The organism is Variovorax sp. FW301-JW7, assembly GCF_058788795.1.
In genome coordinates, this window is record NZ_JBYTBC010000002.1 from 148954 (window position 1) to 168735 (window position 19782).

23 protein-coding genes are annotated in these 19782 nt (G+C 69.1%); 8 read left to right on the forward strand and 15 right to left on the reverse strand.

Going from position 1 to position 19782, the window contains the following annotated elements:
• Nucleotides 1–18: 18 nt before the first annotated feature.
• The 5 genes from AC3WQM_RS05675 to AC3WQM_RS05695 all read right to left on the reverse strand — a co-directional run bounded on the left by AC3WQM_RS05675 (nt 19) and on the right by AC3WQM_RS05695 (nt 3106).
• A complete protein-coding gene (locus tag AC3WQM_RS05675; RefSeq protein ID WP_492677287.1) occupies nt 19–528 on the reverse strand; it encodes a hypothetical protein in 510 nt (169 codons plus the stop codon).
• Nucleotides 515–898, reverse strand: coding sequence for a hypothetical protein (locus AC3WQM_RS05680; protein WP_099792263.1), 384 nt, complete (start codon nt 896–898; stop codon nt 515–517). Before AC3WQM_RS05680 ends, AC3WQM_RS05675 begins: the two co-directional genes overlap by 14 nt.
• Before the next feature lie 57 nt (nt 899–955).
• Nucleotides 956–1330 (reverse strand): hypothetical protein, encoded by a 375-nt coding sequence (locus tag AC3WQM_RS05685; protein ID WP_099792261.1) that lies wholly within the window; start codon nt 1328–1330, stop codon nt 956–958.
• Between the two features lie 54 nt (nt 1331–1384).
• A complete protein-coding gene (locus AC3WQM_RS05690; RefSeq protein ID WP_070063586.1) occupies nt 1385–1549 on the reverse strand; it encodes a DUF1328 domain-containing protein in 165 nt (54 codons plus the stop codon).
• Between the two features lie 201 nt (nt 1550–1750).
• A complete protein-coding gene (locus AC3WQM_RS05695) occupies nt 1751–3106 on the reverse strand; it encodes a CHASE3 domain-containing protein (RefSeq protein ID WP_492677288.1) in 1356 nt (451 codons plus the stop codon).
• A 130-nt stretch (nt 3107–3236) separates the two neighbouring features.
• Here AC3WQM_RS05695 and AC3WQM_RS05700 point away from each other — a divergent pair, with 130 nt between their 5' ends.
• Nucleotides 3237–3869: a response regulator gene (locus AC3WQM_RS05700; protein ID WP_007837167.1), complete on the forward strand. Its 633-nt coding sequence runs from the start codon at nt 3237–3239 to the stop codon at nt 3867–3869.
• 55 nt (nt 3870–3924) lie between these two features.
• Here the strand turns inward: AC3WQM_RS05700 and AC3WQM_RS05705 are convergent, their stop codons facing one another.
• Nucleotides 3925–4329 carry a response regulator gene (locus AC3WQM_RS05705; protein WP_492677289.1) on the reverse strand — a complete coding sequence of 135 codons (405 nt, stop codon included), beginning with the start codon at nt 4327–4329 and terminating at the stop codon, nt 3925–3927.
• A gap of 239 nt (nt 4330–4568) precedes the next feature.
• Here AC3WQM_RS05705 and AC3WQM_RS05710 point away from each other — a divergent pair, with 239 nt between their 5' ends.
• Complete coding sequence (locus tag AC3WQM_RS05710) at nt 4569–6590, forward strand: AsmA family protein (RefSeq protein ID WP_492677290.1); 2022 nt, start codon at nt 4569–4571, stop codon at nt 6588–6590.
• 19 nt (nt 6591–6609) lie between these two features.
• Here the strand turns inward: AC3WQM_RS05710 and AC3WQM_RS05715 are convergent, their stop codons facing one another.
• The 3 genes from AC3WQM_RS05715 to gpmA all read right to left on the reverse strand — a co-directional run bounded on the left by AC3WQM_RS05715 (nt 6610) and on the right by gpmA (nt 9766).
• Nucleotides 6610–7374, reverse strand: coding sequence for a HesA/MoeB/ThiF family protein (locus AC3WQM_RS05715; protein ID WP_492677291.1), 765 nt, complete (start codon nt 7372–7374; stop codon nt 6610–6612).
• A gap of 82 nt (nt 7375–7456) precedes the next feature.
• Nucleotides 7457–8899, reverse strand: a complete 1443-nt coding sequence (locus AC3WQM_RS05720; protein WP_099797176.1) for a S41 family peptidase — start codon at nt 8897–8899, stop codon at nt 7457–7459.
• A gap of 123 nt (nt 8900–9022) precedes the next feature.
• A complete protein-coding gene (gpmA, locus tag AC3WQM_RS05725) occupies nt 9023–9766 on the reverse strand; it encodes a 2,3-diphosphoglycerate-dependent phosphoglycerate mutase (protein ID WP_013543140.1) in 744 nt (247 codons plus the stop codon).
• 105 nt (nt 9767–9871) lie between these two features.
• Between gpmA and AC3WQM_RS05730 the strand changes: the two genes are divergently transcribed.
• From AC3WQM_RS05730 to nadA, 6 genes are all read left to right on the forward strand, one after another.
• Nucleotides 9872–10255: a rhodanese-like domain-containing protein gene (locus AC3WQM_RS05730; protein WP_492677924.1), complete on the forward strand. Its 384-nt coding sequence runs from the start codon at nt 9872–9874 to the stop codon at nt 10253–10255.
• Nucleotides 10256–10275: 20 nt separating this feature from the next.
• Nucleotides 10276–10536 (forward strand): glutaredoxin 3, encoded by a 261-nt coding sequence (gene grxC, locus AC3WQM_RS05735; RefSeq protein WP_062477087.1) that lies wholly within the window; start codon nt 10276–10278, stop codon nt 10534–10536.
• A gap of 128 nt (nt 10537–10664) precedes the next feature.
• Nucleotides 10665–11129 carry a protein-export chaperone SecB gene (gene secB, locus AC3WQM_RS05740; RefSeq protein WP_099792246.1) on the forward strand — a complete coding sequence of 155 codons (465 nt, stop codon included), beginning with the start codon at nt 10665–10667 and terminating at the stop codon, nt 11127–11129.
• Between the two features lie 28 nt (nt 11130–11157).
• The gene (locus AC3WQM_RS05745; RefSeq protein ID WP_492677292.1) at nt 11158–12198 is read left to right on the forward strand and encodes an NAD(P)H-dependent glycerol-3-phosphate dehydrogenase; all 1041 of its coding nucleotides are present in this window, start codon (nt 11158–11160) and stop codon (nt 12196–12198) included.
• Between the two features lie 23 nt (nt 12199–12221).
• Nucleotides 12222–13100, forward strand: coding sequence for a carboxylating nicotinate-nucleotide diphosphorylase (gene nadC / locus AC3WQM_RS05750; protein WP_487847817.1), 879 nt, complete (start codon nt 12222–12224; stop codon nt 13098–13100).
• A 6-nt stretch (nt 13101–13106) separates the two neighbouring features.
• Nucleotides 13107–14222 (forward strand): quinolinate synthase NadA, encoded by a 1116-nt coding sequence (gene nadA / locus AC3WQM_RS05755; protein ID WP_492677293.1) that lies wholly within the window; start codon nt 13107–13109, stop codon nt 14220–14222.
• A 129-nt stretch (nt 14223–14351) separates the two neighbouring features.
• On the opposite strand, the gene AC3WQM_RS05760 is transcribed toward nadA, so the two are convergent.
• The 6 genes from AC3WQM_RS05760 to AC3WQM_RS05785 form a co-directional block, all read right to left on the reverse strand.
• Nucleotides 14352–14714: a 6-carboxytetrahydropterin synthase gene (locus AC3WQM_RS05760; RefSeq protein ID WP_062477101.1), complete on the reverse strand. Its 363-nt coding sequence runs from the start codon at nt 14712–14714 to the stop codon at nt 14352–14354.
• Nucleotides 14715–14755: 41 nt separating this feature from the next.
• On the reverse strand, nt 14756–15394 hold the full coding sequence (gene queE / locus AC3WQM_RS05765) for a 7-carboxy-7-deazaguanine synthase (protein WP_492677294.1): 639 nt from the start codon (nt 15392–15394) through the stop codon (nt 14756–14758).
• Nucleotides 15391–16233, reverse strand: coding sequence for a pantoate--beta-alanine ligase (gene panC, locus AC3WQM_RS05770; RefSeq protein ID WP_492677295.1), 843 nt, complete (start codon nt 16231–16233; stop codon nt 15391–15393). The genes queE and panC overlap by 4 nt, the downstream gene beginning before the upstream one ends.
• Before the next feature lie 19 nt (nt 16234–16252).
• A complete protein-coding gene (gene panB / locus AC3WQM_RS05775; protein ID WP_159278152.1) occupies nt 16253–17158 on the reverse strand; it encodes a 3-methyl-2-oxobutanoate hydroxymethyltransferase in 906 nt (301 codons plus the stop codon).
• Between the two features lie 72 nt (nt 17159–17230).
• Nucleotides 17231–18808: an L-aspartate oxidase gene (gene nadB / locus AC3WQM_RS05780; RefSeq protein WP_095949345.1), complete on the reverse strand. Its 1578-nt coding sequence runs from the start codon at nt 18806–18808 to the stop codon at nt 17231–17233.
• Nucleotides 18809–18944: 136 nt separating this feature from the next.
• Nucleotides 18945–19781, reverse strand: coding sequence for a segregation and condensation protein A (locus tag AC3WQM_RS05785; RefSeq protein ID WP_095949343.1), 837 nt, complete (start codon nt 19779–19781; stop codon nt 18945–18947).
• Between the last annotated feature and the right edge of the window lies 1 nt (nt 19782).

Consider the following 19782-nt stretch of genomic DNA (forward strand, 5'->3'; position numbering starts at 1 on the left):
AGCATGCGCAGGGGGATGTCAGGGCGGGTCCTGGCGCGGCGGTCGCGCAGGCCTTTGCATCAGTGTGTTGACCAGGTCGGCCACGTCGGAGGTCTTGAGCACGGCCGCGATCACGGCCGTGGCCGAGATCAGCCGCCAGGGCCGCACGAGCACCAGCAGCGAGCCCGTGGCGGCCGCGGCGGCCATGAGCTTGACGGGCTCCGTGCGGGCGTAGTGCTCGAGCAGGGGGCGGGCCAGCTGGCCGGCCGCGTGCGCGGGATGGCGGCGCCACCAGCGCTGCACCACGCCGCGCGCCATGGCGCTCCAGACGTTGTGACGGCGCCCCGGCGAGGCGGGTGGCGCATCACTCGCGTCGGTGTGTGCGTATTCGAGATCGTCGGCCTCGCCGGCGGCAAAGGCGCGGTGGGGCGCCGGTGCGTCGGGCTCGCTGCCGTTCAGTTGCCGCACGAGCGCGCGGCGCGAAATGGCCAGCCGCTGCTGCGGCGTCAGCGGCGATGCGGCAGGGCGGCGGGGATCAGGGCTGCTCATGGCGGGCTCCGGCGGCATGCAGCGCGTCGAGGTCCGCGGCCAGCTGGGCGCGCAGATCGTCGAAGCCGTAGTTCGGACTCGGGCGGGTGGCGATCCAGGTGCAGATCGCCGCAATCAGCACCGCCACGGCCGGCACGGCCACCAGCACCCAGTGGAAGCTGCCGTGCAGCACACCGAGCAGCACGGCCACGCCGATCAGCCCGAGCGCCAACACGGCGGTGGCCACGGCCAGGACGCCCGCGACCAGTCGGGCGACAAGGCCGCGTCCCGCCACGGCACTCTCCTGCCGGGCAAGGGCCGCGTAGTTGGCGATGTGATCGGCAATGAGCTCCGGGTGCCCGAGCACCGTCGAGAAGATCGGATGAAGCATGTGCGAGGGTGGTCGGGCGGGTCGGGTCGGTCGGTCGGTCAGTGGCGGTTCAGCGGATCAGTAGTCGTCGCGGCTGCGGCGGCTGGCCAGCACGATCAGTGCCGTGATGGCGGCGCCGGCAGCAGCGGCCAGCAGCACCGAGCGCACGGGCTGGTCGGAGATGTAGCGGCCCGTCACGTCGGCGGCCTGTTCGATGCGGCGGTGTGCGCGGGCGCCGGTGGTCGAGGCGGCGTCGAGGCCGCGCTGCACGGCCTGCTGCACGCGTGCGGCCAACTGCTCGACACCCGGTTCGGCGTCGCGGCGCAGTTCGCGGACCTTTTCGCCCGCCGCATTCACCGCGTTCTGAGCGTAGGCGCGGGTGGTTTCTGCCGCTTCCTGGGCGGTCTGGCGCACGTCGTCGGCGAGTTGCGAGGGGGTCTTGGTCGTGTTCATGGGAGAGTCCTTTCCGGGAAGATGAAATGCGGGAGCCTGTGGATCGTAACTACGCTACTTGCGTCGTAGCAAGCCGGCCAGGAAGCTGGCGATGGCGAGCACGGCAAAGATGATGAAAAGGACCTTGGCGATCCCCACCGCGCTGGCAGCGATGCCGCCGAAGCCGAACACGGCGGCGATGAGTGCGATGACCAGAAATACCACGGCGTAGTGCAGCATGCGGAACTCCTTCGAGGCTTCCCTCTTTGTGGTTTGAAACCGTGCATCCGGACGCATCGCTGAAGACGCGGCCCGGTGCCGGATGGCACAGGACCCACCTTAAGGGCAGGGCCGCATCGGCCCTGTCAGCGACCGGGGCGGGGGAGCGTAGGAGGCGACCGAGTCGCCGCAGGCCGTGGCGTGAAGAAATGCCGCGGCCCCTCAGGCCGAGGCCGCGCGTGGCGCGGTGGTGTCGGGGCTCGCCGGCTTCACCACCGGCAGCATCGCGGTGAGCCGCGTGCCCTGTCCGGGCGTGGAGGTGATGGTGAGCTTGCCGCGCGCCGCCTCGACCCGGTGGCGCATGCCCGCCAGGCCGTGCGTCGACGGGCGCATGCGCTGTGCGTCGAAGCCCTTGCCGTTGTCGGTCACCTCCACGATCACGTGGTTGGCGTAGTTCTTCAGCACGATGGTGGCTTCGGTGGCCTCGGCGTACTTGCCGATGTTGGTCAGGCTCTCCTGCACCATGCGGTAGATCGTGAGCTGGCGCGACTCGTCCATGGTCACGGGTTCCAGCGCCATCTCGATCGCCAGCCCCGAGCGCTCCCCGAACTCGCGCCCCAGGATTTCCAGCGAGGCGACCAGCCCGAGGTTGGAGAGCGACGAAGGCCGCAGGTCTTCGATGATGCGGCGCTTCAGTGCGATGCCGCTGTTGAGCAGCTCGGTCAGATGCTGCAGCCGCTGGATCGCGTCGGGCGCGTCGGCCAGCCGCGACTTCAGCCGCGCCACGTCGAGCTTGGCGGCGGTGAGCAGCGAGCCCAGCTCGTCGTGCAGTTCGCGCGCGAGGTAGCCGCGCTCGGTCTCGCGCACGTCCTGCAGGTGGGTGGCGAGCTCGGCCAGCGAGGCGGTGCGCTCGCGCACCTCGTCTTCGAGCGCATTGCGCTCGCGCTGCAGCACCTCCTGCTGGCGTTCGCCCACGGAGCGCAGCGCGTGCGTCTGGCGCAGGTACAGGAAGAAGGCGATCAGCGCGGCCAGCGCCACGATGCCGGTGCCGATACGCGCCAGCTGCAGTGACTTCATCACCTGCAGCTGGCTGGCGTGCAGTGTCTGGTTGCTGGCTTTCACCAGCTCGCTGGCGGTGGCGCGGATGGCCTCCATCTCCTCGCGCCCGACGTCGGTGGTCATGACGAACTTCCAGGCGTCCTCGTTGCCTTCGTGGCGCAGGCGCACGCTCATGTCCATCTCGGCCACCTTGCGCAGCACGTGCTTGGACAGCTCGGTCAGCTGGGTTCGCTCGGCCGGGCGTTCGGCATACAGTTGGCGCAGGGTCGCGAGGTGGCCGTCCACCTGCTTGACCGCGACGTCGTAGGGCTGGCGGTAGGCGGCTTCGCCCGTGAGCAGGAAGCCGCGCTGGCCGGTTTCGGCGTCCAGCATGTTCTGCAGGATCTGGTTGAGCGTGCCGCGGATCTGCTGCGCCTCGTCGATGTCCGCCAGGGCCCGGCTCGATTGCCTGTACCCTGCCTCGTTGATGCCCACGAGGGCCAATGCAGCCAGCGCTGCGAGCAGCAGGCTGACGGCCATTTTGGGAGGGGCTAACCAGTGCATGTCACCTTTAAGGTCGCATTCAATGCAACTTCGTGAATAATTGATAACAATCAGGGACCGGCATGCTGCGGCTTCCAAGTCCGCAGCACAACGACGAAAGTAACAGATGATCAAAATTGGAATTGTGGACGACCACGCCATCGTGCGATCGGGCCTCCGGCAGTTCTTCTCCGAGCACGTGGACCTGCGCGTGGCGGGCGAGGCAGCGAGCGGGCGTGAAGCCATCGAGCTGGTCCGCACCACCGAACTGGACGTGCTGGTGATGGATCTCTCCATGCCGGGACAAAGCGGTATCGATGCCCTCGCCATGATCCGCGCCAAGGCGCCGGACGTGGGCATCCTGATCCTCAGCGGCTACCCCGAGGAGCACTACGCGATGAACCTGATCCGTCAGGGCGCCAGCGGCTACCTCAACAAGGAATGCGATCCCATCGAGATCGTGAACGCCATCCGCACCATTTCGCTGGGTCGGCGCTACATCACGCCCGCCGTGGCCGAACTGCTGGCCCGCCAGCTCGACCGCAAGGACGACGCCGCGCCGCACGAGCAGCTCTCGGAGCGCGAGTTCCAGGTGTTCCTGAAGCTGGCCAAGGGCGAGACCGCCGGCGACATCGCCAAGACGCTGTCGCTGTCGGTGAAGACGGTGAGCACCTACCGCACGCGGCTGATGGAGAAGATGAACCTGTCGTCCAACAGCGACCTGACCTACTACGCGCTGAAGAACAAGCTCATCGATTGAGCGTGCTCCCGCAGGGGGGCCGGCGGCCGGGGCGCGTCCCCGCGCTGGCCTGTGTTCAGCTCGCATCGGGCGCGGCATGCATGGCTCCGGCCTGCGCCAGGCAGAAGTCGACCAGCGCGTCGATCTCGTTCGACTTGTCGAACACCGCGTCGACCCCGAACTCGGCGCAGCGGCGCCGGATGTCGGGCGTCGCATAGTTGCTGAGCACCACCACCTTCTGGCCGGGCTTGCGCGACTGGCAGGCCTGCAGGATGCCCAGGCCACTTCCTTGCTTGAGAAAGAGATCGACGATGGCCAGGTGCCATTCATCGGCATGGCCGTGCAGCCATTCGCGCGCATGCTGCTCGGTTTCGGCAAAGCCGACGACCGTCGCGCAGGCGAGCTCTTCCAGAGTGCCGATGAGGTTTTCACGGATCGTGGGGTTGTCTTCGACAACGTAGGTCTGCAATCTGGAATCCATGCCGAGCCGCTTCCTCCGAGGTGGGCAGGTGCTCGTGTCCTGAAGCGTCCCGCGAAGGGGAGCGTCTGCCCGTGCACACATTGAGGCCTCCCCGCGTCCGATCATGCAGGGTTCAAGGGCCGCGTGTTGTAGGCGGGTTCCGACGCACGATCGCGCCGTCGCCGCCGTAGGCCATGCCGCACGGGGTCTGCGGCCTGCCGCCGACCCGGCGGGGGCCGTCATCCGGGTAAGAATCGGGCATGGCAACCCAATCCCTTCGCACCCGGCCGCGCTGGCAGAAGCTGCTGGCGGTCTTCGTGCTGCTGGTCGCCGTCCTGCTGACCGCGCTCGCGCTCCTCGTCGCCTTCTTTCCGTGGGACACGCTGCGCGAGCCGCTCAACCGTTTCGTGAGCGAGAAGACCGGGCGCAAGTTCGAGATCACCCGCCGGCTCGATGTCGACCTCGGCTGGAAAGCCGCCACCATCCACTTCGACGGCATCGAATTCGCCAACCCCGACTGGGCGCGCGACCCCTACCTGGTGAAGGCCGAGCGCGCGAGCTTCGAGATCCGGCTCTGGCCGCTGATCGACAAGCGGGTGGTCATCCCGCGTCTGGCGCTGTCCGGGCCCACGGTGGGGCTGCAGATGGAGTCCGACGGGCGCCGCACCTGGGCCTTCGGCAAGGACACCTCGGACACCGGCACCGTGCCCACCATCGGCCTGATCCAGGTCGACAAGGGCGCCGTCGACTTCCTGGCCACGCACCTGGGCGTCGACGTGCACGCCGACCTGGACTACGACAGCACCCGCGGCGAGTTGCCGCTGCACTACCGCATCAAGGGCCGCTACAAGGGCCAGCCGCTCACGGCCGACGGTCGCACGGGCGACGTGCTGCAGATCAACGCCGCGGGCGCACCGCCGTTCCCGCTCGAGATCAACGCCGCCGCCGGCCAGACGAAGCTCAAGGCCAGCGGCACCGTGGCCCAGCTCGCGGGCTTTGACGGCATCAACGCCACGTTCCAGGTCAAGGGCCAGACGCTGAGCGCGCTGTACCCGCTGACCGGCGTCGTGCTGCCGCAGACCCCGCCTTATGCGCTGAGCGGCAGCCTGAGCAAGCGCGGCAAGCTCTGGGAGGCGGCGGGGCTCAACGGCCGGCTGGGCCTGTCGGACATCGGCGGCGACATGGCGTTCGACCAGGCCGGCAAGGTGCCGCGCCTGTCGGGCACGCTGCGCTCGCGCGTGATGGACATGGACGACCTCGGCCCGCTGATCGGCCTGCCGCCCACGGCGCGTTCCGCCAACGCGGTGGAAGGCGTGGCGCCGGTCGCCTCGGCCCAGCCCAAGCGCCCGCCCGGCGGCAAGGTGCTGCCGACCACGCCCTTCGACTTCGCGCGGCTGCACGCCATGAACGCCGACGTGGGCTACACCGCCGAGCGCATCCGCAACGTGCGCGAGGTGCCGCTGGACCGTGGCAGCGTCAAGATCAAGCTGACCGACGGCGTGCTGTCGCTCGACCCGCTCGACCTTGGCGTGGCCAGCGGCAAGCTGGTGGGGGCGGTCCGCATCGATGCCGGGAAGACGCCGACCGACATCCGCATGTCGCTCGACGTGCGCGGCCTGAAGCTCGCGCGGCTGATTCCCAAGCTGGAAAGCTCGGGCAACAGCGTCGGCCAGCTCGACGGGCGCATCAACCTGTCGGGCGCCGGCAATTCGGTGGCCAGCTGGCTCGGCGGTGCGTCGGGCGACATGGCGGTGCTGTCGGGGCGCGGCCAGTTCGGCAACCTGATGCCGGTGTTCGCGACACTGGTGGGCGGCGACATCCTCAAGTTTTTGCTGCGCGGCGACCGCGATGTGGAGCTGCGCTGCGCGGCACTGGCCTTCGACGTGAACAAGGGCGTGATGAGCGGGCGCACGCTGGTGCTGGACACCACCAACGCCGTCTTTACCGCCACCGGCCAGGCCAACCTCGCGACCGAGTCGCTGGACTTCGTGATCCGCCCCGAGCCCAAGAGCGCGAGCTTCCTGTCGCTGCGCACGCCGTTGGTCGTGAGCGGCACCTTCGGTGCGCCCAAGGGCGGCGTCGAGATCGGGCCGCTGGCCGGCCGTGGCTTGGCGGCGCTGGCGCTGGGCGCCATCAACCCGCTGCTGGCGCTGGCCGCGACCATCGAGACCGGCCCCGGCGAGAACGCCGACTGCACGGGCGTGCTGGCGGTGGCGAACCGGCCCACGGCCGGGGCGGCGTCGCGCGGTGCCGCGCGGGCCAAGGGGGCTCGCCAGCCTTAAAGGAGAAGAGGGTGGGCGCTCAGGCGCCGGCCTGGGGCCGCTGCGCGCAGACGCTGCAGTGCGGGTCGCGCGAGACGCGCAGCGTGTCGAAGCTGGTGCTGCGCCCGTCGAACATCAGCAGCTTGCCCGCCAGCGACGGGCCGATGCCCGCCAGCAGCTTGAGTGCCTCGCTGGCCTGCAGCGTGCCGATGGTGCCGACGACCGGGCCGAACACGCCGAGCACCGCGCAGCGCGTTTCCTCGAAGCTGGCTTCGGGCGGGAACAGGCAGGCGTAGCAGGGGCAGGTGGTATCTCGCGTGTCGTAGACGCTCAGCTGCCCGTCGAAACGGATCGCCGCGCCCGCCACCAGCGGCTTGGCGTGCGCCACGCAGGCGCGGTTCACGGCCTGCCGGGTGGCGAAGTTGTCGCAGCAATCGACCACCACGTCGGCCCCGGTCACGAGCTGCGACAGCAGCGCCTCGTCGGCGCGCACGGCGTGGGTTTCGATGGCGATGCCGGGGTTGATGTCGCGCATGGCCTGCGCGGCGGATGCGACCTTCGGCTGGCCCACCCGCGCATGCGTGTGGGCAACCTGCCGCTGCAGGTTGGTGAGATCGACCTCGTCGTCGTCGACCAGCACGATGTGGCCGACCCCCGCTGCCGCGAGGTACAGGGCCACCGGCGAGCCCAGTCCACCGGCGCCGATAACGAGCACCCGGCCGGCACTGACGCGCGCCTGGCCGTCGATGCCGAATTCTTCGAGGAGGATGTGCCGCGAATAGCGCAGCAGGTCGTGGTCGTCCATGCGCGCCTGCCTGGGCCTTTGCGGGGGAGGGGAAAACGCCGGTGGCGCGAACCGCACGGTGCGTGCGGCCCGCTTGCCGGGATCAGTTTTCCTTCTTCTCGTCCTTGTTGTCGACGATGACCTGCGTCTTGCTCACGAGCACCGGCTGGCCCTTCAGGCGGTTGAGCGCCTGCACCAGCGGGAAGTCCTTGTCGGTGCCGAACTCGGGCACCTTGCGGTCCTGCGGCGGCTTCTTGGCTTCTTCCTCGAGGCGCTTGCGGGCTTCGTCGCGGGCCTTTTCACGCTCGGGGTCCTTCACCTCGGGGCCCTGGCCGCTGGCCAGGTGCTTCTCGAGGTCGGCCTCGCGCATGCGCAGGGCGGCGAAGGGGCTGCCCTCGGCGCTTTCGTCGACCAGCACGTTGGGCACGATGCCCTTGGCCTGGATCGAGGTGCCGCTGGGCGTGTAGTAGCGCGCGGTGGTGATCTTCAGGCCGGTGTCCGGGCCGAGCGGGCGCACCGTCTGCACCGAGCCCTTGCCGAAGGTCTGGCTGCCCATGATGGTGGCGCGCTTGTGGTCCTGCAGCGCGCCCGCCACGATCTCGCTGGCCGAGGCCGAGCCTTCGTTCACCAGCACCACCAGCGGCACGTTCTTGAGCGCCGCCGGCAGGTTGCGCAGCGGGTCGCTGCCCGAGCGGCGCTGGTAGTACTCGGGCGCCGCCTTGTAGATCGACTTGCTTTCGGCCAGCTGGCCGTCGGTGGTGACCACCGTGACGTTCTCGGGCAGGAAGGCCGCCGACACCGCCACGGCCGCGTCGAGCAGGCCGCCCGGGTCGTTGCGCAGGTCGAGCACCAGGCCCTTGAGGTTCGGGTCTTCCTTGTAGAGCTCCTCGATCTTCTTGACGAAGTCGTCGACCGTGCGCTCCTGGAACTGCGACAGGCGGATCCAGCCGTAGCCCGGCTCGATCATCTTGCCGCGCACCGACTGGGTACGGATTTCCTCGCGCGTGATCGTGACCGGGAAGGTGCGGCTCTCGTCCTTGCGGAAGATGGTCAGCAGCACCTTGGTATTGGCCTCGCCGCGCATGCGCTTGACGGCTTCGTTCAGCGACAGGCCGCGCACGGCCGTGTCGTCGATCTTGGTGATCAGGTCGTTCGGCTTCAGGCCGGCGCGGAAGGCCGGCGAGCCCTCGATGGGGGAAACGACCTTGATGAGGCCGTCTTCCTGCGAAATTTCGATGCCCACGCCGACGAAGCGGCCCGTGGTGCCCTCGCGGAATTCCTTGAAGGACTTCTTGTCGAAGTACTGCGAGTGCGGATCGAGCCCGGCCACCATGCCCGAGATGGCGTCCGAGATGAGTTTCTTCTCGTCGACCGGTTCGACATAGTCGCTCTTGACCATCCCGAAGACGGCCGCGAGCTGCTGCAACTCCTCGAGCGGGAGCGGCGCGAGCGAACCCCGCGCGACCGTCTGCAGCGAGACGGTGGTCAGGACGCCAGCAACGGCGCCGGCGGCGACCCAGCCGGTGATCTTCAGTTTCTGGCCCATCATGAGTGAAATGTCCTGTATGTCGACGGCTGTCGAACCAATATACACAGCTTGGAAGCAAATTGCCTGCCGGGGTTCCACGGAGGGGCCGACAGGACGGATTTTGTTCCTTTGCTTACTTCTTCAACCCTTGCCTTGCGAGGCCACCGCGGCGGCGGCCTTCTCGGCGGCGGCGGCATCGCCCAGGTAGTAGTGACGCAGGGGCTTGAGGTCGTCGTCGAGCTCGTAGACCAGCGGAATGCCGTTCGGGATGTTCAGGCCGACGATGGCGTCGTCCGAGATGCCGTCCAGGTACTTCACCAGCGCGCGGATCGAGTTGCCGTGCGCGGCCACGACCAGGCGGCGGCCGGTGCGGATGGCCGGGGCCATCGACTCGTTCCAGAACGGCAGCACGCGCGCCACCGTGTCCTTCAGGCACTCGGTCAGCGGGATTTGCTCGGGCGACAGCTTGGCGTAGCGCACGTCGGAGCGCTCGCTGCGCGGGTCGTCGGCTTCCAGCGGGGGTGGCGGGGTGCTGTAGCTGCGGCGCCAGACCAGCACCTGCTCGTCGCCGTACTTCTTTGCGGTTTCGGCCTTGTTCAGGCCCTGCAGGCCGCCGTAGTGGCGTTCGTTCAGGCGCCAGGAGTGCACCACGGGCAGCCAGGTGCGGTCGAGTTCGTCGAGCGTGTGCCAGAGGGTGCGGGTGGCGCGCTTGAGCACGCTGGTGTAGGCCACGTCGAAGTCATAGCCCTCGGCCTTGAGCAGCCGGCCGGCCTGCTTGGCCTGCTCGACGCCGGTTTCGGTCAGGTCGACGTCGGTCCAGCCGGTGAAGCGGTTTTCGAGGTTCCAGGTCGATTCGCCGTGGCGGATCAGTACCAGTTTGTGCATGTCGGAGGCCTTTGGAAGCGCGTGGGAAAACCAGCATTCTAAAATCCCGGGTTTGCCATCCAAGGAACCCCCGTGAAATTGATCGAATTCGTCACCGCGAACTGGATGCTGATCCTGATGGCGCTCACCTCGGGCGGCATGCTGGCCTGGCCGATGATCCGGGGTGCGGGCGGCGGCACGCTCACGGCCCAGGGCGCCGTGCAGCTCATCAACCGCGAACGCGCCGTGCTGGTCGACGTGCGCGAACCCGAAGAATTCGCGACCGGCCACATGATCGGCGCCAAGAACGTGCCCCTGAACCTGCTGGACGAGAAGCTGGCCAGCACGGTCAAGAACAAGAACGTGCCGCTGCTCTTGGTGTGCGCCACCGGCGCCCGCGCCCAGCGCGCCGTGGCCACGGCCAAGAAGCTCGGCTACGAACAGGCCCAAGCCGTCGCTGGCGGGCTGAAGGCCTGGAAAGAGGCCAACCTGCCGGTTGAAAAAGCCTGATTCTTCCCAAGGTAGAGCGCATGCAAGCCGTCAAGATGTACACCACCGCCGTCTGCCCGTACTGCACGCGTGCAAAGCAGATCCTCAAGGCCAAGGGCGTCGAGCAGATCGAAGAGATCCGCATCGACACCGACCCGCAAGCCCGCACCACCATGATGGAGATCACCCAGCGCCGCACGGTGCCGCAGATTTTCATCGGCGACACCCACGTGGGTGGCTGCGACGACCTGATGGCGCTCGATAGCCGCGGCGGCCTGGTTCCGCTGCTGCAAGGCGCCTGAAGCCTTTCGCGGCCGGGCGTCACGAAAGTGCGCGGGCCGTCGGGCGATAATCGTTTGTTCCCTCATCTGCAGCCCGCTGCGGGACCCTCTCCCCGGCGGGCATTGTTTTGATCCTCGAAAGTTCAGCCATGGCCGACCAGCAAGCCCAAGATCCCGTGTTCCAGATCCAGCGCGTCTACCTCAAGGACCTGTCGCTCGAACAACCCAACTCGCCCGCGATCCTGCTGGAGCAGACGCAGCCCACCGTCGACATCCAGCTCGGCGTGGACGCCCAGCCCGTGGCCGACGGCATCTTCGAGATCACCGTGTCGGCCACCGTGCAGACCAAGATCGACGACCGCACCGTGTTCCTGGTCGAAGCCAAGCAAGCCGGCATCTTCGAGATCCGCAACCTGCCGGAAGACCAGATGGGCCCGATCCTGGGCATCGCCTGCCCGCAGATCGTCTACCCGTACCTGCGCGGCAACGTGGCCGACGTGATCCAGCGCGGCGGCTTCCCGCCCGTGCACCTGGCCGAAATCAACTTCCAGGCCATGTACGAGCAACAGCAAGCCCAGGCCGCCGGCCAGGCTGCCCCCACCCTGGCCCAGTAAACCGGCCGCACGACGCCGCCAGCGCACGATGAAGATCTGCGTTCATGGCGCCGGTGCCTGGGGCACGGCCGTCGCAGTCAACGCGGCGGCCCGCCACGAGGTCACGCTGTGGGCGCGCGACGCTGCCCAGGCCGACGCCATGTCGGCCGCGCGTGAAAACACCCGCTACCTTCCCGGGCTGGCCCTGCCGGCCTCGCTGGCCGTGCGCGCGGGCGACATCGCCCAGGCGCAAGCCGGGGCCGACCTCGTCATCGTGGCCACGCCCATGGCCGCCCTGCGCGGACAGCTGATCGCCCTGCGCGGCACCACCGCCCAGGTGGCGTGGCTGTGCAAGGGCGTCGAGCCTGCGCTCGATGCCTCTCCCACCGCCTACGGCCTGCTCGCCCATGAGATCTGGGCCCAGGTCGCCCCTGAATTGAAGGCAGGCGTGCTCAGCGGCCCCAGCTTTGCGCAGGAGGTCGCCGAAGGGCGCCCGACCGCGCTGGTGGCCGCCAGCCCGCACGCCGGCGTGCGCGATGCACTGGTCGACGCCTTCCACGGTCCGGCCCTGCGCGTGTACGCCAACGACGACATCGTCGGCGTCGAAGTCGGCGGTGCCGTCAAGAACGTGCTCGCCATCGCCACCGGGCTGTGCGACGGCCTCGCGCTCGGGCTCAACGCCCGCGCGGCGCTGATCACCCGCGGCCTGGCCGAAATGACCCGCTTCGGCCTGGCGCTCGGCGCCCGCGCCGACACCTTCATGGGCCTGTCGGGCCTGGGCGACCTCGTGTTGACCGCCACCGGCGACCTGTCGCGCAACCGCAAGGTCGGGCTGCTGGTGGCCCAGGGCCACACGCTCGCGCAGGCCGTCGATTCGCTGGGCCACGTGGCCGAGGGCGTGTACTGCGCCCGCACCGTGGTGCAGCGCGCGCGCGGCCTGGGCATCGAGATGCCCATCGCCGAAGGCGTGGTCGCGCTGCTCGACGGCCAGGTGAGCCCGCGCGACGCCGTCGCGGCGCTGACCGGGCGCGATCCGGTGCCCGAGTCGGTGCAGCCGCCCGCCGGCCCGGCCTCGCGCCATTCCTCCTGAAGAAGATTAGAGATTCCAGAGACATGAGCCCTCGCTTTGATTTCTCGGCGTCGGCCGTCGCCGCGCTGGCCGAGTCCGACGTCGCCCGCGCCCTGCAGGAAGACGTCGCCGACGGCGACCTGACCGCCTCGCTGGTCGACGCCTCCCGCACCGCTCATGCCCGCGTGCTCGCGCGCGAAACCGCCGTGGTGTGCGGCGCGCCCTGGGTCGAGGCCACCGTGCGGCGGCTCGATCCGCAGGCGCGCATCACCTGGCTGTGCGGCGAGGGCCAGCGCTGCGCCGCCGACCAGCCGGTGCTCGAAATCGAAGGCGGCGCCCGCGCGCTGTTGACGGCCGAGCGCACCGCGCTCAATTTCCTGCAGCTGCTGAGCGCCGTCGCCACCAAGACCGCGCTGTACGCCGACGCCGTGAAGGGCACCCGCGCCCGCATCGTCGACACCCGCAAGACCCTGCCGGGCCTGCGCCTGGCACAGAAGTACGCCGTGCGCACCGGCGGCGGGCTGAACCACCGCATCGGCCTGTACGACGCGGTGCTCATCAAGGAAAACCACATCGCCGCGGCCGGTGGCGTGGCCGCCGCCTTGCGCGCGGTGGCGCCCGTGGCCGCGCAGGCCGCGTTCGTCGAGGTCGAGGTCGAGACCCTGGCCCAGCTGCAGGAAGCGCTGGACGCCGGCGCCCGCATGGTGCTGCTCGACAACATGGACCTGCCCACGCTGCGCGAGGCCGTGCGCCTGAACGACGCCGTGGGCGAGGGCCGCAAGGCCGTGCTCGAGATCTCCGGCGGCGTCACGCTCGACGGCCTGCGCGCCCTGGCCGAGACCGGTGTCGACCGGATCTCGATCGGCGCGTTGACCAAGGACGTGAAGGCCATCGACTACTCGATGCGCTTCCTGACCCACTGAACCGCCATGACGACCGCTTCCGTCATCGATGTCGACTACGAACAGCCCGCGCAAGGCGCGGTCTGCGACACGCGCCACGCCTGGGCCCGCGTGCCCCCCGAGCCTTCGCCCGACGAGCGCATTGCGCTGAAGGAGCGCATCCGCCGCCTGCTGCGCGAGCGCAACGCGGTGATGGTGTCGCACTTCTACGTGCACCCCGACCTGCAGGATCTGGCCGAGGAAACCGGCGGCATCGTGAGCGATTCGCTCGAGATGGCGCGCTTCGGCCGCGACCACGCCGCCACCACGCTGGTGGTGTCGGGCGTGCGCTTCATGGGCGAGACCTCGAAGATCCTCTCGCCCGAAAAGCGCGTGCTGATGCCCGACCTGGACGCCAACTGCTCGCTCGACCTGGGCTGCCCGGTCGACGAATTCAGCGCCTTCTGCGATGCGCATCCCGACCGCACCGTGGTGGTCTACGCCAACACCAGCGCCGCCGTGAAGGCGCGCGCCGACTGGCTCGTCACCTCCAGCTGCGCGCTCGACGTGGTGAATGCGTTGCATGCGGCCGGCCAGAAGATCCTCTGGGGCCCCGATCGCCACCTGGGCGACTACATCCGCCGCCAGACCGGCGCCGACATGGTCAGCTGGAACGGCGCGTGCATCGTGCACGACGAATTCAAGGCGCTCGAACTCGAGCTGCTCATGAAGGAACACCCGAAGGCCAAGGTGCTGGTGCACCCCGAGTCGCCCTCGGACGTGATCGCGCTCGCGCACGCGGTGGGCTCCACCTCGGCCATCCTGAACGCGGCGCAGCGCTTCGACGCGACCGAGTTCATCGTCGCGACCGACACCGGCATGCTGCACAAGCTGCGCACGCTGAACCCGGGCAAGACCTTCATCGAAGCGCCCACGGCGGGCAACGGCGGCACCTGCAAGAGCTGCGCGCACTGCCCGTGGATGGCGATGAACGGGCTGGTCGAACTGGCGAATGCGCTGGAGACCGGCGCGGGCGAGATCCACGTCGACCCGGCACTGGGCGTGCGCGCGCGCGTGCCGATCGACCGCATGCTGGCGTTCACCGCCGGGCTGAAGAACGGCCAGGCGCCGGGCAGCTTGGTGGCCGGCATCGGCGCCGCCTGAGGTCTTGTCCCCTCTCCCGCGTGCGGGAGAGGGCTAGGGTGAGGGCTGGGGCCTCACAACATCGCGCACCGTGTTGACCGCCGCTGACCCTCACCCCAACCCTCTCCCCGAGGGGAGAGGGAGCAAGACTTAGAACTCCACCGTACAGCTGTCGCCCAGCGCCTCGCGCCACACGCGCACGCGCGCCAGCGACGGCCGCAGATCGGGCAGTGCGTCGGCGATGAACACGCACAGGTTCTCCAGCGTCGGCGGATGCAGCCCCGGCACGTCGTCCAGCAGGTGGTGGTCGAGCTGTTCGCGCACGTCCTCGAGCCGGCGGCGCAGCAGGCCCAGGTCGATCACCATGCCCGTCACTGGGTCGCGCTCGCCCGCCAGCCACACCTCCGCGTGGTAGGTGTGGCCGTGAATGCGGCGGCTGCCTTCGACCTCGATCTCGCGTTTGAGCGTGTGGGCGGCGTCGAAGAAGAAGCGTTGGCTGATGGTGAAGCGCATCGTCAGAAAAAAGAAACTCGAAACTGAAAGGGGCTGCCGCGTCAGCGGATGCCCGTGATCTTGTGGGTCTGCACGCTCAGGCGCCACACCGGCTGCTTCATGCATTCGGCGATGCACAGCTCGGTGTTCGCCACGCGGTCGGGCCCGTCCATCGGCTGCAGGAAGCGGTGCGCGAATTCGCCCGTGCGCGCCATCGCATCGAGGTCGATGCCGGCTTGCGGCCACACCAGCTTCAGCTCCTGGCCGCGCTGCTGCACCCACGGCGCGCCAGCCTTGGGGCTGATGCACAGCCAGTCGATGCCGGCGGGCGCGACGACCGTGCCATTGCTCTCGACCGCGATGCGGAAGTGCCGCGTGTGCAGCGCGTCGACCAGCGCCGCATCGACCTGCAGCAGCGGCTCGCCGCCCGTGAGCACGACCAGCCGGTGCGCGGTGTCGCCGGCGGGCCATTGCGCGGCGATGGTGTCGGCGAGCTGGTCGGCGCTCTTGAACTTGCCGCCCAGCGTGCCGTCGGTGCCGACGAAGTCGGTGTCGCAGAAACGGCAGACGGCTGTGTCGCGGTCTTCCTCGCGGCCGGTCCAGAGGTTGCAGCCGGCGAAGCGGCAGAACACGGCCGGCATGCCGGCCTGGCCGCCTTCGCCCTGCAGCGTGTAGAAGATTTCCTTGACGCTGTAGGTCATGAAGCGAGCGGCGTGTCGATTTCGAGGTTGTCGATGAGCCGTGTGCTGCCCAGCCGCGCGGCGGCCAGGGCCACGAGCGCATCGCCGGGTTGCGGCGCCTGCAGGTCGGCGCGGCGGCGCAGCACCACGTAGTCGGGCTGCCAGCCGCGCTGCGCGAGCGACTGCATGGCGCGCGCCTCGAGGGCGGCCACGTCGCGCTCGCCGGCACGCACGGCCTCGGCCATGTCTCGCAGCGCCTTCGACAGCTGCACGGCCTCGGCGCGTTCGGTGGCGCTCAGGTAGCCGTTGCGCGACGAGAGGGCCAGGCCGTCGTCGGCGCGGAAGGTCTCGCCGCCGACGATCTCGATCGGCAGCGCGAACTGCCGCACCATGTGGCGGATCATCATGAGCTGCTGGTAGTCCTTCTTGCCGAACACGGCCACGCGCGGCTGCACGCACTGGAACAGCTTCATCACCACCGTGCACACGCCGATGAAGAAGCCGGGGCGGAAGTGCCCTTCGAGCAGGTCGGCCAGCGCCGGGTCGGGGTGCACCTTGCAGGTCTGGGGCTCGGGGTAGAGCGCCTTCTCGTCGGGCGCGAACAGCACGTCGCAGCCGGCGGCGCGCAGCTTCTCGCAGTCGCTGTCCCAGGTGCGCGGGTAGGTGTCGAAGTCTTCGTGCGGCAGGAACTGCAGGCGGTTCACGAAGATGCTTGCCACGGTGGCGTCGCCCAGCGGCTTGGCCTGGCGCACGAGCGCGAGGTGGCCCTCGTGCAGGTTGCCCATGGTGGGCACGAAGGCGGGGCGCTGGCTGGAAGACAGGTGCTGGCGCAGTTCGTCGATGGTCTTGGCGATGTACATGGTCGGTGTCCTTCTTGGCTTACCAGGCGTGGAGGCGGTCGTCGGGGAAGCTGCCGTTCTTCACGGCCTGCACGTAGGCCTGCAGCGCGGGCAGCACACCCGGCGCGTCGGCCATGAAATTGCGCACGAACTTCGGCATCTTCCCGAGGTTGATGCCCAGCATGTCGTGCAGCACGAGCACCTGGCCCGCGGTGGCCTTGCCGGCGCCGATGCCGATGGTGGCGCAGTGTTTCAGCTCCGTGGTGAGTTCGGCGGCCAGCGCGGCCGGCACCATCTCGAGCACCAGCATGGCGGCGCCCGCGTCCTGCAGCGCATGGGCCTGCTGCTTGAGCAGCGCGCCGGCGGTGTCGCCCTTGCCCTGCACGCGGTAGCCGCCGAGCGCGTGCACGGTCTGCGGCGTCAGGCCCAGGTGGGCGCACACGGGAATGCCGCGCTCGACCAGGAAGCGCACCGTCTCGGTGGTCCAGCCGCCGCCTTCGAGCTTGACCATGTGCGCGCCGGCCTGCATCAGCACGGTGGCGCTGGCCAGGGCCTGCTCGCGCGACTCCTGGTAGCTGCCGAAGGGCAGGTCGGCGATGAGCCAGGTCGTGCCCTGCACGCGGCGCAGCCCGCGCGAGACGCTGTCGGTGTGATAGCGCATGGCTTCCAGGCTCACGCCCACGGTGCTGTTCAGGCCCTGGCAGACCATGCCCAGCGAGTCGCCGACCAGCAGGCAGTCGATGCCGGCCGCGTCGGCCATGGCCGCGAAGGTGGCGTCGTAGGCGGTGAGCATGGCGATCTTCTCGCCGCGCGCATGCATGTCGGCCAGCCGCGGCAGGCTCACGGGCTTGCGCTGCGCCAGGGGCGAGGCGGGCGGCAGCGTGCCGTAGGGCGAGGCGGGCGGGGCTTCGGACGGTGGGGTGGGTGGGGTAGGGGTGTTCGACATGGTTGGCTTTCTCCCTGCGGGCGTCGGTGGCCGGGCATCCTGAGGGTGATCGAAAGGTGACGAAGGGTGGGCTCAGTCGACCGGCGGCACCAGCACGGTGGGTGCGGTGGGCTCGGCCAGCGAAGGGTAATCGCGACTGAAATGCAGGCCACGGCTCTCGTGGCGGGCCTGCGCGGAACGCACGATCAGCTCGGCCACCTGCACCAGGTTGCGCAGCTCGAGCAGGTCGCGCGTGACGTGGAAGTTCGCGTAGAACTCCTGGATCTCGGCCTGCAGCAGCGCGATGCGGTGGCTCGCACGCTCCAGGCGCTTGTTGGTGCGCACGATGCCGACGTAGTCCCACATGAAGCGGCGCAGCTCGTCCCAGTTGTGCGAGATGACCACGGCTTCGTCGGCGTCGGTGACGCGGCTTTCGTCCCAGGCGGGCAGCGCGGCGCGTTCGCGCGACGGCGCCTGCGCAATGGCGTCGGCCGCGGCGCGCGCGAACACCATGCACTCGACCAGCGAGTTGCTGGCCAGCCGGTTGGCGCCGTGCAGGCCGGTGCAGGCGGTTTCGCCGATGGCGTACAGGCCCGGGATGTCGGTGCGGCCGGCCAGGTCGCTGAGCACGCCGCCGCAGGTGTAGTGCGCGGCGGGCACCACGGGAATCGGCTCGCGCGTGATGTCGATGCCCAGCTCCAGGCAGCGCGCCAGGATGTTGGGGAAGTGCTCCTTCAGGAACGCGGGCGGCTGGTGCGAGATGTCGAGGTACACGCAGTCCAGGCCGTGCTTCTTCATCTCGAAGTCGATGGCGCGGGCCACCACGTCGCGCGGCGCGAGCTCGGCGCGTTCGTCGTGCTTCGGCATGAAGCGCGTGCCGTCGGGCAATTTGAGCAGCCCGCCTTCGCCGCGCACCGCCTCGCTGATCAGGAACGACTTGGCATGCGGGTGGTACAGGCAGGTCGGGTGGAACTGGATGAACTCCAGGTTCGACACCCGGCAGCCCGCGCGCCAGGCGGCGGCAATGCCGTCGCCGGTGGCGGTGTCGGGGTTGGTGGTGTACAGGTACACCTTGCCCGCGCCGCCCGTGGCCAGGATGGTGTGCGGCGCGCGGAAGGCCAGCACCTCGTCGGTCTCGTCGTCCAGCGCGTACAGGCCCTGGCAGGACGGATCGGCCAGCCCGAGCTTGGTGCCGGTGACCAGGTCGACCAGCGTGTGGTGCTCGAATAGCGTGATGTTGGGCGTGCGGCGCACGCGCTCGATCAGCACCTGCTGCACGGCCGCGCCGGTGGCGTCGGTCACGTGCACGATGCGGCGCTGGCTGTGGCCACCTTCGCGCGTCAGGTGCAGGTCGCCGCCTTCTTCCGAGAAGGGCACGCCGAGTTCGCGCAGCCAGCCGATGGCCTGCGGCGCGCCTTCGACCACGAAGCGCGTGGCCTCGGGGTCGCACAGGCCGGCGCCGGCCACCAGCGTGTCTTCCACGTGGGCGTCGAAGCTGTCGCCCGCCGCCAGCACGGCCGCGATGCCGCCCTGCGCCCAGGCGCTGGAGCCGTCGTTCAGCGCGCGCTTGGTGAGCACGGCCACGCGGTGCGTGGGGGCCAGGTGCAGCGCGGCGGAGAGGCCTGCGAGGCCGCTGCCGACAATGAGGACATCGAAGTCGCGCGAGGGCATGAACTGAAGTACCGGGTTGAAGGCCGGGTCACTTCGTGGAACACCGTGGAACCGGCTTTGCCGGGCCACAGGTGTTGCCCCCTGAAAGGGGGTTGGCGAAGCGACACGAAGTGCGCGAAGACTGGGGGTAAGCCATTTATGTCGGCGAGTAGGCCAGTCGGACGTAGATGGGGGCGAAGGCCTCGGCCTGCGTGATGTCGATCAGCGTCTCCTTCGCGAGCTCGAGCATCGCGATGAAGGTGACGATCAGCACCGGCACGCCGCGCGAGACGTCGAAGAGCTTCTCGAACTCGACGAAACGCTGGCCCTGCAGGTGGCGCAGCACGATGCTCATGTGCTCGCGCACGTTGAGTTCCTCGCGCGAGATCTTGTGGTGCTGCACGAGCTTGGCGCGCTTCATGATGTCGGCCCAGGCGTCGCGCAGTTCGACCACGTCGACGTCGGGAAAGCGCGGCTTGATCGACTGCTCGATGTAGACCTGGGCCTTCCAGAAGTCGCGCCCGTAGGTCGGCAGCGCGCTGATGGCGGCGGCCTGCAGCTTGGTCTGCTCGTACTCCATGAGCCGGCGAACCAGCTCGGCGCGCGGGTCTTCGGCCTCTTCGCCGTCGGCCACCTTCTTGGGCGGCAGCAGCATGCGCGACTTGATCTCGATCAGCATCGCGGCCATCAGCAGGTACTCGGCCGCGAGTTCGAGGTTGGTCTGGCGAATTTCGTCGACGTAGCTCAGGTACTGCCGCGTCAGGCCCGCCATCGGGATGTCGAGGATGTTGAAGTTCTGCTTGCGGATCAGGTACAGCAACAGGTCGAGCGGGCCCTCGAAGGCCTCCAGAAAAACCTGCAGCGCCTCGGGCGGGATGTACAGGTCCTTCGGCATCGCGAACAGCGGCTCGCCGTAGAGCCGGGCCAGGGCGACCTGGTCGACGACCTCGGGCATGCTGGCCACGATCGTGCCGTTGTCCTCGTCTGCGCTCATG

Coding starts and splice junctions, on each gene's coding strand:
- AC3WQM_RS05675 (WP_492677287.1), bottom strand. CDS start 528: ATGAGCAGCCCTGATCCCCGCCGCCCTGCCGCATCGCCGCTGACGCCG.
- AC3WQM_RS05680 (WP_099792263.1), bottom strand. CDS start 898: ATGCTTCATCCGATCTTCTCGACGGTGCTCGGGCACCCGGAGCTCATT.
- AC3WQM_RS05685 (WP_099792261.1), bottom strand. CDS start 1,330: ATGAACACGACCAAGACCCCCTCGCAACTCGCCGACGACGTGCGCCAG.
- AC3WQM_RS05690 (WP_070063586.1), bottom strand. CDS start 1,549: ATGCTGCACTACGCCGTGGTATTTCTGGTCATCGCACTCATCGCCGCC.
- AC3WQM_RS05695 (WP_492677288.1), bottom strand. CDS start 3,106: ATGGCCGTCAGCCTGCTGCTCGCAGCGCTGGCTGCATTGGCCCTCGTG.
- AC3WQM_RS05700 (WP_007837167.1), top strand. CDS start 3,237: ATGATCAAAATTGGAATTGTGGACGACCACGCCATCGTGCGATCGGGC.
- AC3WQM_RS05705 (WP_492677289.1), bottom strand. CDS start 4,329: ATGGATTCCAGATTGCAGACCTACGTTGTCGAAGACAACCCCACGATC.
- AC3WQM_RS05710 (WP_492677290.1), top strand. CDS start 4,569: ATGGCAACCCAATCCCTTCGCACCCGGCCGCGCTGGCAGAAGCTGCTG.
- AC3WQM_RS05715 (WP_492677291.1), bottom strand. CDS start 7,374: ATGGACGACCACGACCTGCTGCGCTATTCGCGGCACATCCTCCTCGAA.
- AC3WQM_RS05720 (WP_099797176.1), bottom strand. CDS start 8,899: ATGGGCCAGAAACTGAAGATCACCGGCTGGGTCGCCGCCGGCGCCGTT.
- gpmA (WP_013543140.1), bottom strand. CDS start 9,766: ATGCACAAACTGGTACTGATCCGCCACGGCGAATCGACCTGGAACCTC.
- AC3WQM_RS05730 (WP_492677924.1), top strand. CDS start 9,872: ATGCTGATCCTGATGGCGCTCACCTCGGGCGGCATGCTGGCCTGGCCG.
- grxC (WP_062477087.1), top strand. CDS start 10,276: ATGCAAGCCGTCAAGATGTACACCACCGCCGTCTGCCCGTACTGCACG.
- secB (WP_099792246.1), top strand. CDS start 10,665: ATGGCCGACCAGCAAGCCCAAGATCCCGTGTTCCAGATCCAGCGCGTC.
- AC3WQM_RS05745 (WP_492677292.1), top strand. CDS start 11,158: ATGAAGATCTGCGTTCATGGCGCCGGTGCCTGGGGCACGGCCGTCGCA.
- nadC (WP_487847817.1), top strand. CDS start 12,222: ATGAGCCCTCGCTTTGATTTCTCGGCGTCGGCCGTCGCCGCGCTGGCC.
- nadA (WP_492677293.1), top strand. CDS start 13,107: ATGACGACCGCTTCCGTCATCGATGTCGACTACGAACAGCCCGCGCAA.
- AC3WQM_RS05760 (WP_062477101.1), bottom strand. CDS start 14,714: ATGCGCTTCACCATCAGCCAACGCTTCTTCTTCGACGCCGCCCACACG.
- queE (WP_492677294.1), bottom strand. CDS start 15,394: ATGACCTACAGCGTCAAGGAAATCTTCTACACGCTGCAGGGCGAAGGC.
- panC (WP_492677295.1), bottom strand. CDS start 16,233: ATGTACATCGCCAAGACCATCGACGAACTGCGCCAGCACCTGTCTTCC.
- panB (WP_159278152.1), bottom strand. CDS start 17,158: ATGTCGAACACCCCTACCCCACCCACCCCACCGTCCGAAGCCCCGCCC.
- nadB (WP_095949345.1), bottom strand. CDS start 18,808: ATGCCCTCGCGCGACTTCGATGTCCTCATTGTCGGCAGCGGCCTCGCA.
- AC3WQM_RS05785 (WP_095949343.1), bottom strand. CDS start 19,781: ATGAGCGCAGACGAGGACAACGGCACGATCGTGGCCAGCATGCCCGAG.